Source organism: Streptomyces sp. NPDC097981, assembly GCF_040302565.1.
Lineage (GTDB): Bacteria > Actinomycetota > Actinomycetes > Streptomycetales > Streptomycetaceae > Streptomyces.
In genome coordinates this window covers 113765-127079 of sequence record NZ_JBEORW010000013.1, presented here as the reverse complement: position 1 = coordinate 127079, position 13315 = coordinate 113765, and the positions used below count along the sequence as shown (strand labels likewise).

13 protein-coding genes are annotated in these 13315 nt (G+C 69.2%); 4 read left to right on the top strand and 9 right to left on the bottom strand.

Going from position 1 to position 13315, the window contains the following annotated elements; all coding sequences use genetic code 11:
* Window positions 1-113 precede the first annotated feature (113 nt).
* The 6 genes from ABTY04_RS15580 to ABTY04_RS15555 all read right to left on the bottom strand — a co-directional run bounded on the left by ABTY04_RS15580 (window position 114) and on the right by ABTY04_RS15555 (window position 4344).
* On the bottom strand, window positions 114-1517 hold the full coding sequence (locus tag ABTY04_RS15580) for an 8-oxoguanine deaminase (protein ID WP_352213896.1): 1404 nt from the start codon (window positions 1515-1517) through the stop codon (window positions 114-116).
* Between the two features lie 190 nt (window positions 1518-1707).
* Window positions 1708-2631: a factor-independent urate hydroxylase gene (gene pucL / locus ABTY04_RS15575; RefSeq protein ID WP_352213895.1), complete on the bottom strand. Its 924-nt coding sequence runs from the start codon at window positions 2629-2631 to the stop codon at window positions 1708-1710.
* Window position 2632: 1 nt separating this feature from the next.
* The gene (gene uraH, locus ABTY04_RS15570; protein WP_352213894.1) at window positions 2633-3037 is read right to left on the bottom strand and encodes a hydroxyisourate hydrolase; all 405 of its coding nucleotides are present in this window, start codon (window positions 3035-3037) and stop codon (window positions 2633-2635) included.
* Window positions 3038-3039: 2 nt separating this feature from the next.
* A complete protein-coding gene (gene uraD, locus ABTY04_RS15565) occupies window positions 3040-3558 on the bottom strand; it encodes a 2-oxo-4-hydroxy-4-carboxy-5-ureidoimidazoline decarboxylase (RefSeq protein ID WP_352213893.1) in 519 nt (172 codons plus the stop codon).
* A gap of 154 nt (window positions 3559-3712) precedes the next feature.
* Entirely contained in the window at window positions 3713-4096 is a 384-nt protein-coding gene (locus ABTY04_RS15560; protein WP_352213892.1) for a helix-turn-helix domain-containing protein, read from the bottom strand.
* Window positions 4093-4344 (bottom strand): thiamine-binding protein, encoded by a 252-nt coding sequence (locus tag ABTY04_RS15555; protein WP_352213891.1) that lies wholly within the window; start codon window positions 4342-4344, stop codon window positions 4093-4095. Before ABTY04_RS15555 ends, ABTY04_RS15560 begins: the two co-directional genes overlap by 4 nt.
* A gap of 126 nt (window positions 4345-4470) precedes the next feature.
* Here ABTY04_RS15555 and ABTY04_RS15550 point away from each other — a divergent pair, with 126 nt between their 5' ends.
* From ABTY04_RS15550 to ABTY04_RS15540, 3 genes are all read left to right on the top strand, one after another.
* Window positions 4471-5304 (top strand): TIM barrel protein, encoded by an 834-nt coding sequence (locus ABTY04_RS15550; RefSeq protein ID WP_352213890.1) that lies wholly within the window; start codon window positions 4471-4473, stop codon window positions 5302-5304.
* Between the two features lie 75 nt (window positions 5305-5379).
* Complete coding sequence (locus ABTY04_RS15545; RefSeq protein WP_352213889.1) at window positions 5380-6270, top strand: 2-hydroxy-3-oxopropionate reductase; 891 nt, start codon at window positions 5380-5382, stop codon at window positions 6268-6270.
* Between the two features lie 226 nt (window positions 6271-6496).
* Window positions 6497-7954, top strand: a complete 1458-nt coding sequence (locus ABTY04_RS15540; RefSeq protein WP_352213944.1) for a catalase — start codon at window positions 6497-6499, stop codon at window positions 7952-7954.
* Between the two features lie 524 nt (window positions 7955-8478).
* Here ABTY04_RS15540 and ABTY04_RS15535 read toward each other — a convergent pair.
* Window positions 8479-9105 carry an ATP-binding protein gene (locus ABTY04_RS15535; RefSeq protein WP_352213888.1) on the bottom strand — a complete coding sequence of 209 codons (627 nt, stop codon included), beginning with the start codon at window positions 9103-9105 and terminating at the stop codon, window positions 8479-8481.
* Window positions 9106-9164: 59 nt separating this feature from the next.
* A complete protein-coding gene (locus tag ABTY04_RS15530) occupies window positions 9165-10577 on the bottom strand; it encodes an MFS transporter (protein WP_352213887.1) in 1413 nt (470 codons plus the stop codon).
* 100 nt (window positions 10578-10677) lie between these two features.
* On the opposite strand from ABTY04_RS15530, the gene ABTY04_RS15525 reads away from it, so the two are divergent.
* On the top strand, window positions 10678-11388 hold the full coding sequence (locus tag ABTY04_RS15525) for a TetR/AcrR family transcriptional regulator (protein WP_352213886.1): 711 nt from the start codon (window positions 10678-10680) through the stop codon (window positions 11386-11388).
* 72 nt (window positions 11389-11460) lie between these two features.
* On the opposite strand, the gene gcl is transcribed toward ABTY04_RS15525, so the two are convergent.
* On the bottom strand, window positions 11461-13248 hold the full coding sequence (gcl, locus tag ABTY04_RS15520) for a glyoxylate carboligase (RefSeq protein WP_352213885.1): 1788 nt from the start codon (window positions 13246-13248) through the stop codon (window positions 11461-11463).
* Window positions 13249-13315: the final 67 nt, after the last annotated feature.

Sequence of the window (13315 nt, the reverse complement as noted above, 5' to 3'; positions counted from 1 at the left end):
CCCCGCGGGGCCCCCCGCCCTCCGGCGGGGGCCCGCCCCCCCCGGCCGGACTTCTGGGGTACCCCCCCGGCTGCGGCCGGGGGTGTGGCCCCTGGCAGAGCCAGGGGAGGGGATCAGCCCTGCGCGGTGATGCGCGCGAGGCGCTGGGCCTCTTCGCGGGTGGACACCGCGATGGCGTCCTCGTCGGCGAAGAGCAGTCGGTTGTTCTCGACGATCTGCTTGCCGTTGACCAGCGAGAGGGTGACCGGGGCGGCCGCACCGAAGACCAGCGCGATGACCGGGTCGGCGATGGAGGAGTGGGCCAGCGTGCCCAGGTTCCACATCACCAGGTCGGCGAGCTTGCCCGGCTCCAGGGAGCCGATGTTGTCGGCGCGCCCGAGGACCTGGGCGCCGCCGTACGTACCGAGGCGCAGGGCCTGGCGCGCGTTGAGGGCGGCCTCGCGGTGGACCGGGTTCAGACGGTTGATCAGCAGCGCGTTGCGCAGCTCGGTGTGCAGTTCACCGGACTCGTTGGAGGCGGTGCCGTCCACGCCGAGGCCGACCGGGACGCCGGCGGCGAGCATGTCGGGCACGCGGGCGATGCCGGCGGCCAGACGGGCGTTGGAGGACGGGCAGTGCGCGACACCGGTCTTGGTGCGGGCGAACGCGGCGATGTCGGAGTCGTTCATGTGGACGCTGTGCGCCATCCACACGTCCTCGCCGAGCCAGCCGGTCGACTCGAAGTAGTCCGTCGGGCCCATGCCGAACAGTTCCTTGCAGAACTGCTCTTCCTCGACGGTCTCGCTGCCGTGCGTGTGCATGCGCACACCGAGGCGGCGGGCCAGCTCGGCGCCCTGCTTCAGCAGCTCGGTGGAGACCGAGAAGGGGGAGCAGGGGGCGACGGCGACCTGGGTCATCGCGTCGAAGGAGTGGTCGTGGTGCTTCTTGACCGTCGCCTCGGTGTCCGCGAGCGCGCCTTCGAGGGTCTCGACGGCGTGGTCCGGCGGCAGGCCGCCGTCCTTCTTGCTGCGGTCCATGGAGCCGCGGGCGAGGGTGAAGCGGACGCCCATCTCGGACGCGGCACGGATGATCGCGCCGGAGAGGTCGCCGGAGCCCTTGGGGTAGACGTAGTGGTGGTCCATGGCGGTGGTGACGCCGCCCTTGGCCATCATCGCCAGGGAGCCCTGGGCGGCCGTGTAGGCCATCTGCTCGTCGATGCGCGCCCACGTCGGGTACAGCGCGACGAGCCAGTTGAAGAGGTTGTGGTCGGTGGCCAGGCCACGGGTGATCCACTGGTAGAAGTGGTGGTGGGTGTTGACCAGGCCCGGGGTGACGAGGTGACCCGTTCCGTCGATGCGGCGGACCACGTTGTCGAGGTTCTCGGGGGCTTTGCCCGCGCCGAGCGACTCGATCTTGTTGCCGGCGACGACCACGTAGCCCGAGGCGTACTCGGTGTCGTTCGCGTCGACGGTCGCAATCGCACAGTTCTCGATGACGATGCGCTCTACGGCGCCGTCATGCGCTGCCGATGCTGCCATGGGACTTCCTCGTGCTTTCAGTGGCGGTGCGGGCACGGCAGAACCCAGGGGATTTGAGTGCCGGAGCCGGGGACTTTGACAGCTGACAGTACTGCCGTCCCATGTGGTGCGTCCGGGTGCCGATTCAGGAAGTTGAAACGTGTCGCGCGGTCCCGGGGCCACTGCGGAGCCCCGGGACGCGCCTGCCGCATCAGAGGTTGGTCATGTCTACGGGGATACGGGCGTCGACGCCGTCCCGCAGGACCGTCGCCTCGATCAGACCGTACGGGCGGTCCGCGGCGAAGTAGACCTCGTTGTCGTTCTTGAGGCCGAACGGCTCAAGGTCGACGAGGAAGTGGTGCTTGTTCGGGAGCGAGAAGCGGACCTCGTCGATCTCCGAACGGTGGTTGATGATGCGCGAACCCATCTGGTACAGGGTCTGCTGGAGCGAGAGCGAGTAGGTCTCCGCGAAGGCCTGGAGCATGTGCTTCTTGGTCTCGGCGTAGGACTTCTCCCAGTTGGGCATCCGCTGCTCGTCGTCCGACCAGTTGAAGCGCCAGCGGCCCGACACCTGGGTGGCCAGGATGCGGTCGTACGCCTCCTGCAGGGTCGTGTACTTGTCCTTCACGTAACCCCAGAACTCGGAGTTCGTGGAGTTCATGACGATCAGGTCCTTGAGGCCGGAAATGACCTCCCAGTTCCGGCCGTCGTACGTGATCTGGGTGACGCGGGTCTCCATGCCCTTGCGGACGAAGGAGTGGTTGACCTCGTCGGAGCCGATGAACTTGGAGTTGGCGTCCGAGGTGGCGATCCGGTCCCAGGCGTACTCCTCGATCCGGATGCGCGCGCGCTGGATCGGCTCCTGGCTGTTCACGAACCAGCGCGCCAGGTGGATGCCGAACTGCTCGGCGGACTCGATGCCGTACTCCTTGGCGAACGCGTACACCGTGTTCTTGGTGGTGTCCGTCGGAAGGACGTTGGCGTTCGAGCCGGAGTAGTGGACGTCGTCCATGTCGCCGGAGAGGGCGACGGAGACGTTCAGGTCCTTGATGTGGTGGGTGTCGCCGTCCCGCGTGATCTTGACGACGCGGTTCTCTGCCTTGCCGTACTGGTTCTGGCCCAGAATCGTGGCCATGCTAGCTCCCTCGGTAAACGGAGTAGCCGAACGGGTTGAGCAGCAGCGGTACGTGGTAGTGCTCGCCGGGAGTGACAGCGAAGGTGATCGTCACTTCCGGGAAAAACGCACCGCTGTCCCTTACGCGGGGGGCGTCCTGCTGCGCCTCGGCTTGCTTCTTGGAACTGTGCTTACTAAAGAAGTACGTCTCGGTCTCGAAGTCGAGACGCACGTGTGTGGTGCCCTCCGGCAGCGCCGGCAGGTCCTTGCAGCGCCCGTCCGCATCGGTGGCGGAGCCGCCCAGGGCCGCCCACTCGCCGCCCGGTCCCGTACGGGCCGACAGGGAGATGGCGACGCCCTCGGCGGGGCGTCCGATGCTGGTGTCCAGGATGTGCGTGGACACCGACGCGGTGGTCTCGGTGCTCATGGTCACGCTCCTTCTTCTGCGAGTTCTGCGAGGCGGGTCAGGCGGATCCGGTTGATCTTCACCAGTTCACCGCGGGCGATCTCCCGCTCCTGCTCCGGCGAATTGTCGATCCGGACCTTGACCGCGTCCCGCATGAACTCACCGGTCGCACCGGTGGCGCAGATGAGGAAGACATGGCCGAACTTCTCCTGGTACGCCAGGTTCAGTTCGAGGAGCTCGTTCTTGAGCTCCTCCGAGGCGCCGGCCATACCGCGCTGCTCGCGGGCGGAGGTCGGGTCCCCCGGCTTCGGCCGGCCGATCGGCGCGTGGCCGCCCATGGCCTCGCCGAGGTCCTCGGCCGTGAGCTCGGCCATGGCGGCCTCGTTCGCGGCGAAGAGGGCGTCGACGGTGGCGAAGGGGCGCTGGGCGAACAGCTTGCCCACCCATGCCGAGCTGGCGCACACCTCGTGCAGCTCGGCCGTGGCCGCACTGTCGTCCAAGGTGTTGAACCGGGTGAGACCCGGGGTCGGACTCGAAGTCACGGTAGGCCTCCGTGGCCTGTTGTTGCTTAGACGGGCTGGGCATAGCTAACGCCCTCGACAACACGGCGTCAACACTTTGTTGAAACTTCGCGTACACAAAAGCCGCCGCCCGGATGAATTGGGCGGCGGCTCGTCACTGTGGGTCGGCCAGGTTTCACGCTTGGTTGTTTTTGCCGGGATTTTCCCTGTTCAGATAGTTGTAGACCGTGAAACGGCTTACGCCCAGGGCCCCCGCGACCGTCTCCACGCCGTGCCGCACGGAGAAGGCGCCCCGCGCCTCCAGTATCCGCACGACGTCCTGCTTGGTCTTCCGGTCGAGCTGGGACAACGGTACGCCGTACCGGCGCTCCAGCGCCGCCAGGATGCGGTCCAGCGAGTCGGACAGCTGGGGCAGCCGTACGGCCAGCAGGTCCTGCCCCTCCCAGCTCAGCACGACGTCGTCGGGCCGGGCCAGGGCGGGATCCATCAGCTCGCCGCCCATCGCGTCCACCAGCGGCTTGACCGCGGTGACGAACGGGTGGTCGCGGGGCTCGGTCATGGGGTGTCCTCCCCGATCACGTTGACCTGGAGCGAGACACGCGTGGCCCCGGACTCCAGCGAGTCGCGCAGCAGCGCGGACACCGCGGCCAGGACCGCATCGGCGTCACCCTCGGCCGTGTTGCCGAACGGACCTACGTCCACCGCGTCCAGCTGGGCCTTCTGGATGACCTCGCGAGCAGCCACGGCATGGGCGGGGGCCTCTTCGAGATCGAAGGGCTCGGTCGTGAACTCCACTCTCAATCGCACCCTGGTCAAGCTACCTCCCGGTCACGATTTTCCGGGAGTCCGGGCTTGACATCTACGACAAGCCCGATGCAGTCTTCCATCAAGCAGAAACTAACTTCCGCAATACGGAAGGAGCGCACACCCCTCATGGGATACACGGACCAGCGCTTCGATGTGAACCTTTCGATCCTCTTCACGGAACTCCCGCTCCTGGAGCGCCCCGCGGCCGCCGCCGCGGCAGGCTTCACGGCGGTCGAGCTGTGGTGGCCCTGGATCGAGACCCCCACCCCCGCCCAGGAAGAGCTGGACGCCCTCAAGAAGGCTCTTGAGGACGCCGGCACCCAGCTGGTGGGCCTGAACTTCTACGCCGGCCGGCTGCCGGGCCCGGACCGCGGTGCGGTTTCGGTACCCGGTGAGGAGTCGGACCGCTTCAACGCGAACATCAACGTGGCTGCGGACTTCGCCGTCTCGGTCGGCTGCAAGGCTCTCAACGCCCTGTACGGCAACCGGGTCGAGGGTGTGGACCCGGCCGTCCAGGACGAGCTGGCCCTGAAGAACCTGGTCGTGGCCGCCCAGGCCGCCGACCGCGTGGGTGCGATCCTCCTGATCGAGACCCTCAACAAGCCCGAGTCACCGCTCTACCCACTGGTGAGCGCCCCGGCCGGCATCGAGGTCGTGGACAAGGTGAACGAGGCCACCGGCCTCGGGAACGCCAAGTTCCTGCTCGACCTGTACCACCTGGCGATGAACGATGAGGACCTCTCCGAGGTCATCGAAAAGTACGCCGCCAAGACCGGGCACGTCCAGATCGCGGACAAGCCGGGACGCGGTGCCCCCGGCACCGGCGAGCTGCCCCTGGAGCAGCTCCTCGACCAGCTGAAGAAGGCCGGTTACGAGGGCTACGTAGGCCTGGAGTACAAGGCCGCCGATGCCGCCGCCTCCTTCGAGTGGCTGCCGGCCGAGGCCCGCGCCGCCCGGTAGGCGGACCAAGTCCGGGCGATCGGCCAGGCATCTCACGCACTTTTCGTACAAAGCATTAAGAGAAGGACCCTCATCATGAGCAACCTCCCCAAGATTGCCTGGATCGGCCTCGGAATCATGGGCTCCCCCATGGCCGAGAACCTCCTGAAGGCCGGCTACCCGGTCACCGGCTTCACGCTGGAGCAGGACAAGCTGGACCGCCTGGCCGCCGCCGGCGGCACCGCTGCCGGCTCGATCACCGAGGCCGTCAAGGACGCCGACGTCATCATCACGATGGTGCCCGCCTCCCCGCAGGTCGAGGCCATCTCCTACGGCGAGAACGGCATCCTGGAGAACGCGAGGTCCGGGGCGCTGATCATCGACATGTCGTCGATCACCCCGCAGACCTCGGTCGACCTCGCGAAGAACGCCGCCGAGAAGGGCATCCGCGTCATCGACGCCCCGGTGTCCGGCGGCGAGGCCGGCGCCATCGAGGCCGTCCTGTCGATCATGGTGGGTGGCGAGCAGGCCGACTTCGACGCGGCCCTGCCGATCCTCGAAGCGCTCGGCAAGGTCATCGTGCTCTGCGGTCCGCACGGCTCCGGCCAGACGGTGAAGGCCGCCAACCAGCTCATCGTCGCCGTGAACATCCAGGCGTGCGCCGAGGCCGTCGTCTTCCTTGAGAAGTCGGGCGTGAACCTCCAGGCCGCCCTGGACGTCCTCAACGGCGGTCTGGCCGGCTCCACGGTCCTGACCCGCAAGAAGGACAACTTCCTGAACCGCGACTTCAAGCCCGGTTTCCGGATCGACCTGCACCACAAGGACATGGGCATCGTCACGGACGCCGCCCGCAACGTCGGTGCGGCCCTGCCGGTCGGCGCGGTCGTCGCCCAGCTCGTCGCCTCGCTGCGCGCCCAGGGTGACGGCGGCCTGGACCACTCGGCCCTGCTCCGCGCGGTCGAGCGCCTCTCCGGCGCCCAGGTCTGATCCCGCGGCCCGCTCCCCCGGGCCGCCTCCCCCTCACGGGGGCCTGAGTTTCCGGATGGTGCCGGTGCTGACACCTGTCCTGTCGCGCCCAGGCGCCGGCACCGTCCGGATCACCTCTCTCCAACTTTGTTCAACAAACTGTTGACGCTGCGTTCGGCCTGAAATTAGGCTGTTCCGCATGACGGAAGACGCTTTCCGCCAGCAGGTTCCCGTACGGAAGGTCACCATGTCGAAGCGCACGCTGACGACCGAGTCCGGCGCCCCGGTCGCCGACAATCAGAACTCCGCCACCGCCGGCGTCGGTGGCCCGCTCCTGGTCCAGGACCAGCAGCTCCTGGAGAAGCTCGCCCGCTTCAACCGTGAGCGCATCCCGGAGCGCGTGGTGCACGCCCGCGGCTCGGCCGCGTACGGCCACTTCGAAGTGACCGACGACGTCACCGCGTACACCAGCGCCGCGTTCCTGAACACGGTCGGCAAGAAGACCGAGACCTTCCTGCGGTTCTCCACCGTGGCCGACTCGCTCGGTGGCGCGGACGCGGTCCGCGACCCGCGCGGCTTCGCGCTGAAGTTCTACACCGAAGAGGGCAACTACGACCTCGTCGGCAACAACACCCCGGTGTTCTTCATCAAGGACCCGATCAAGTTCCCCGACTTCATCCACTCCCAGAAGCGCGACCCCTTCACGGGCAAGCAGGAGCCGGACAACGTCTGGGACTTCTGGGCGCACGCCCCCGAGGCGACGCACCAGATCACCTGGCTCATGGGTGACCGCGGCATACCGGCCTCGTACCGCCACATGAACGGCTACGGCTCCCACACGTACCAGTGGACGAACGAGCAGGGCGAGGCCTTCTTCGTCAAGTACCACTTCAAGACGAACCAGGGCATCCGCTGCCTGTCGGGCGAGCAGGCCGCCGAGCTCGTCGGCAAGGACGCCAACTCGCACCAGACCGACCTGCTCCAGGCGATCGAGCGCGGTGTGAACCCGAGCTGGACCCTCTACGTCCAGATCATGCCGGCCGCCGAGGCCGCGGACTACCGCTTCAACCCGTTCGACCTCACCAAGGTGTGGCCGCACAGCGACTACCCGCTGCAGCGCGTGGGCCGCCTGGTCCTCGACCGCAACCCGGACAACGTGTTCGCCGAGGTCGAGCAGTCCGCCTTCTCCCCGAACAACTTCGTCCCGGGCATCACCGCCTCGCCGGACAAGATGCTCCAGGGCCGCCTCTTCGCGTACGCCGACGCCCAGCGCTACCGCCTCGGTGTGAACCACACCCTGCTGCCGGTCAACGCCCCGAAGGCGACGAAGGCCGACAACTACGGCCGCGACGGTGTCATGGCGCTGCGCAACGGCTCCCGCCACGACAAGAACTACGAGCCCAACTCGTACCAGGGCCCGGCCGAGACCGGTCTCGCGCTCGGCGCCCCGAAGGCCGTCTCCGGCTACACGGGCACCCACGCGGCCCCGGCCCACACCAAGGACGACGACTTCTTCCAGGCCGGTGAGCTCTACCGCCTGATGTCGGAGGCCGAGAAGCAGCGTCTGGTGGCGAACATCGCCGGCGGCCTGTCTCAGGTCACCCTCGAAGACGTCATCGAGAAGAACCTGGCTCACTTCCACGCCGCCGACGCCGACTACGGCAAGCGCGTCGAGGAGGCCGTCCGCGCCCTGCGCGACGCCTGAGCCGAAAAGCTGCACCGGGGACCTGGCGGGAGGTCAGGTCCCGGGTGCCGAGCCCGGACCGCGGACCCGGATGAGGGGTGGTACGCGGCGAGGGCAGGACGAGGACCGTGGCGAGCGTGCGAGCCAGTGCGGTGGTAATGGGTTCCGAGGCCCGTCTCTTGACCTGAGGGAGACGAAGCCGGAGTTCTCGTCGCCGCCCGCCACGGTCCCAGCCGATCCCTGTGTACGGGGGCCACGCACAGAGTCCCCGAGGACAACCTCCCCAATACTCCGCCCGGCGGCGCGAACGGCCTCTCCTGGACGCCGTCCTCGCACCGCTGCGCGGGCATCGGGCCGGCTGCGCCGGCCTCCGGCCGCCGGGCTCTGCCCGGGGCCACCCGTACTCCGCCCGGCGGCGCGAACGTCCTGTCGCGCCAGCCTCGCACCGTCGGGCGGTCACACCCAAAGCGCCGAGTCACGGACGGTCCCGTGACTCGGCGCTTTGTCGTGCGCGCGTGTCGTGCGCGTGTGTCGTACGCGGGTGATCAGCCGGTGCGCCGGTCGTCGATCCCGACCGACAGGTACGGCCACGGCGTGGTGAACCCGGCCAGTTCCTCGCACGTCGCTCCGCCCGGTGCGCGCAGGGGCCCGTCGGGGCGGAAGTGGACGGTCGTACCGGTCGTGCCGTCGTCGGCGACCGGTGTCAGGCCGGTCACGGGGACACCGTGCTCGTAGCGCTGGACCCAGGCTCCGCCCGCGCGCCGGTTGGTGTGGACCAGCCACTCGCTGAGCGCGGCGACGACGGACATGCCGCGACGCGGGTGGCCGTCGGGCAGCGTCTGCGCGCCCGGGTGGTCGAAGAACCGGAGGTCCTTCGTGGCCATGACCGGCTTCTTCACCGGCCGGCCGTGATCGTCGAGACGGGTGTCGGTGCCCCGGCCCTCGTCCGCCACGGACACCGAGCCATCAGCGTGGAGCGTGACGGTGCACCGTCCCCCGCCGGTGCACTCCGCCTCGTCGGCCGCGTAGGCGATGACTTCGAGGAACAGGTGGCGCAGTCCCCCGGGGGCGAATGCAGCCTGGTCCCGGCGGATGGAGGCAAGGTGCCCGACGTCCACGGAGCGTGCCCAGTCGTGCGTCGTGTTGGACCAGGAGGCCGTTGATCTGTCCATCGGCGCAGTATGCCAACCCGGAGCGCGGGTCATGGGCGGCCGCCCGACCCGGCGCTGCGTCATGCCCTGGCCTGGCGGGGAAGGCGTACGGAGAGGGCGAGGGCGGCCGCCAGGAGGGCCACCGTCACCAGGGCCGTGGCGGACAGCGCCGCCGACGGGGTGCGCCCGTGGTCCGTGAACGCCGACCAGAGCGTGACCAGCAGGGCCACACCGACCGCGTTGGCCAGTTGCTGCACGGCATTGAGCACGCCGGACGCGGAGCCCACCTCCGGTTCGGACACGCCCGCCAGGATCACGTCGAACAGCGGCGGGATCACCAGGCCCATCCCGAGCCCGGTGGCGAGGGTGCCCGGGACCAGCCGCCAGCCGTCGCTCGCGCCGTCGGTCAGGGCTGCGAGCAGTCCCAGCCCCAGCGCGGTCAGGACGATCCCGCACTGGATCACGACCCGGCCGTGCCGCCGGGCCAGCGCCCCCGCCGGGCCCGCGGAGAGGGCGATGCCCAGGGCCATGGGGGCGATCGCGTACCCCGCGCCCTGCGGCAAGAGGCCGAGCGGGCCCTGGAGGAAGAGGGACAGCACCATCATCAGGCCGGTGAACGAAGCGAAGAAGGCGACCGCGACCAGGATGCCGCTGGTGTAGCCCCGGTTGGCCAGCAGGCTCGGGGCCATGAGGGGCGAGGGCCGCCGGTGCTGGAGGCGCGCGAAGAGCAGGAAGCCGGCCGGTCCTGCGGCCAGCAGGACGAACCCCCAGACCGGCCAGCCCAGTTCCCGCCCCTGCACCAGCGGGTACACCAGAGCCCCGGAGGCCGCCCCGGCCAGCAGCATGCTCGGTACGTCGAGCCGCAGGGCGGCGTCGGGCGTGCCGCGCGGGATCCATCGTGCCGCGCCGGCCAGCGCCGCCAGGCCGAGCGGCAGGTTGACCAGGAAGACCATGCGCCAGCCGGTGCCGAACAGGTCCGTGCCGGCCAGGAGTCCGCCCACCACCGGGCCGCCGACCGCACACAGGCCCATGACCGGGCCGAACAGGCCGAAGGCCTTGCCCAGTTCCTCCTCCGGGAAGGTCTCCTTGATGATCCCGAAGCCCTGCGGCAGCAGCAGCGCGCCGCACGCGCCTTGTAGCGCACGGGCCGCTATCAGGGCACCGGGGCCCGGCGCCAGCGCGCAGAGCACGGAGGCCAGGGTGAACCCGGCGGCTCCGATCAGGAAGAGCCGGCGCCGCCCGAACCGGTCCCCCAGCCGCCCGGCGGTGATCAGCAGGACGGCGAAGGGCAGGGTGTACGCCGCGCCGAGCCACTGGGCGGTCTCCCGGCCCCCGCCCAGGTCGGCGGCGATGGCGGGCGCGGCGACCCCGGTGATGGTGGTGTCGAGGAGGTCCATGACCTCGGCGGCGAGGACGACGGCCAGGACCGCCCAGCGACGTGGATGCGGATGTGGATGTGGATGTGGATGTGGATGTGGATGTGGATGTGGCATGGCGGCGCTCCCCCATGGAGACGAATGGATGACGAACGGCGTTCGTTACGAACAACGTTCGCCACGAACACCGTTCGCTGTCAAGTGCTAGCCTGACGCCATGGATTCAGCAGCCCGCCGCAAGAGCACCCGCTCCCGCCCCGCCAAGCCCCCGCTGAGCGAGCGGGCCGTGATCGACGCCGGCCTGCGCGTGCTGCGCCGCGAGGGCCTGGACGCGGTGACCATGCGGAAGGTGGCCGCCGAGCTGGACACCGGCCCCGCCTCGCTCTACGTCTACGTCGCCCAACGCGACGAGCTGCTGCGCCTGATGCTCGACGCGGTGATCGCGACGGTGCCGCTGCCCGCGCTGCCCGGCACTCCCCCCGGAGACTGGCGCGAGCGCCTCGCCGGGCTGATCACCGACGTGGTCCACGTCCTCAACGCCCACCCCGGCATCGGCCGGGTCTCGCTCGGCTCCATCCCGACCGGCCCCGCCTGGCTCGACCTCTTCGACCGGATCCTCGGCCTCCTGCTGGCGGGCGGTGTCGACCGCCAACGCGCCGCATGGGGCTGCGACCTGATCGCCCTGCACATCGGTGCGGTGACCTACGAGGTCTCCGTCGCGCACCCGCCGGCCGGCGCCGGGCCGGACGCCCTTCAGGACGCCCTGGAGATGCGCCACGCCGAGGTCTCCATCGAGGAGCGGCTCGCCGGGCTGGACCCGGACCGGCATCCGCACCTCGCCGCGAGCGCCGCCGAGCTGGCGGCCGGTCCCGCCGCCGCACGGCTCGCCCTCGGTATAGAGGTGCTGATCGGCGGCCTGGCCCCGTAGGGCATGCAGAACGGCCCCCGCTTCTCCTGACGGAGGGGCGGGGGCCGTGAACCCATGCTGCCGTACCGGCCGTCAGACGGCCAGCGGGCGGATCGCGGTCGGGGCGTGGCCCGGCTCGGTCGCGAGCTCCTCGAACTCGGTGACATCGCTCATGTCGACCGTCTTGCTCATCGCGATGTTGGTGACGCGCTCCAGGATGGCCTCGACGACGACCGGGACCTGGTGCTCGACGGCCAGCTTCTTGGCCTCCTCGAACGCCTCGCCCAGCTTCTCCGGGTCGGTGACGCGGATCGCCTTGACGCCCAGGCCCTCGGCGACCTTGACGTGGTCGACGCCGTAGACGCCGATCTCCGGGGTGTTGATGTTCTCGAACTCGAGGTTGACCTCGAAGTTGATGCCGAGGCCGCCCTGCGCCTGACGGATCAGGCCCAGGTAGGCGTTGTTCACCAGGACGTGGACGTAGGGGACCTTGTGCTGGGCGGCGACCGCCAGCTCCTCGATCATGAACTGGAAGTCATAGTCGCCGGACAGGGCGACGACCGGGGTGTCCGGCTGCGCGGTGGCGGCACCGATGGCGGCCGGGATGGTCCAGCCGAGCGGGCCGGCCTGGCCGCAGTTGACCCAGTGGCGCGGCTTGTAGACGTGCAGGAACTGCGCGGCGGCGATCTGGGAGAGGCCGATGGTGGTGACGTAGCGGGTCTCCGGGCCGAACGCCTTGTTCATCTCCTCGTAGACGCGCTGCGGTTTCATGGGGATGTTCTCGAAGTGCGTACGGCGCTGCAGGGTGGCCTTGCGGTCCTGCGCGGAGGCCGCCCAGGCGCTGAAGTCCGGGAGCTTGCCCTCGGCCTTGAGCTCCTTGGCGATCTCGATGAACAGCTCCAGCGCGGCCTTGGCGTCGGAGGCGATGCCGTAGTCCGGGGCGAAGATCTTGCCGATCTGGGTGGGCTCGATGTCGACGTGGACGAACTTGCGGCCCTTGGTGTAGGCGTCCATGTTGTAGCCGGTGTGACGGTTGGCCCAGCGGTTGCCGATGCCGAGGACGAAGTCCGACTCCAGGAACGTCGCGTTGCCGTAGCGGTGGGCGGTCTGGACGCCGACCATGCCGGCCGCCAGCTCGTGGTCGTCCGGGATGGTGCCCCAGCCCATGAGGGTGGAAATGACCGGGATGTTCGTCAGCTCGGCGAACTCGACCAGCAGGTCGCAGGCGTCGGCGTTGATGATGCCGCCACCGGCGACGATCAGCGGACGCTCGGACTCCAGCAGGAAGTTCAGGGCCTTCTCGGCCTGGGCGCGGGTGGCCTGCGGCTTGTAGACCGGCAGCGGCTCGTAGGTCTCCGGGTCGAACTCGATCTCGGTCAGCTGGACGTCGATCGGGAGGTCGATCAGGACCGGTCCGGGACGGCCGGAGCGCATCAGGTGGAAGGCCTGCTGGAAGACACCGGGGACCTGCGCGGCCTCCAGGACCGTGGTGGCGGCCTTGGTGACGGGCTTGGCGATCGTGGCGATGTCAACGGCCTGGAAGTCCTCCTTGTGGAGCTTCGAGACCGGAGCCTGGCCGGTGATGCACAGGATCGGGATCGAGTCCGCGATCGCGGAGTACAGCCCGGTGATCATGTCGGTGCCGGCCGGGCCGGAGGTACCGATGCAGAGACCGATGTTGCCCGCCTTGGCCCGGGTGTAGCCCTCGGCCATGTGCGAGGCGCCCTCGACGTGGCGGGCGAGGGTGTGGTTGATGCCGCCCACGTTCTTGAGCTCGCGGTAGAACGGGTTGATCGCAGCGCCGGGCACGCCGAACGCTTGCGACACACCCTCGCGCTTGAGGATCTCCACTGCAGCGGCGGCGGCTGTCATACGAGGCATCGAGTTCTCCTGCGGGTCTGGCGGTCAGACTGTGTTCCGGCGTATTTCCGCAATCCGGAAGTTTTGT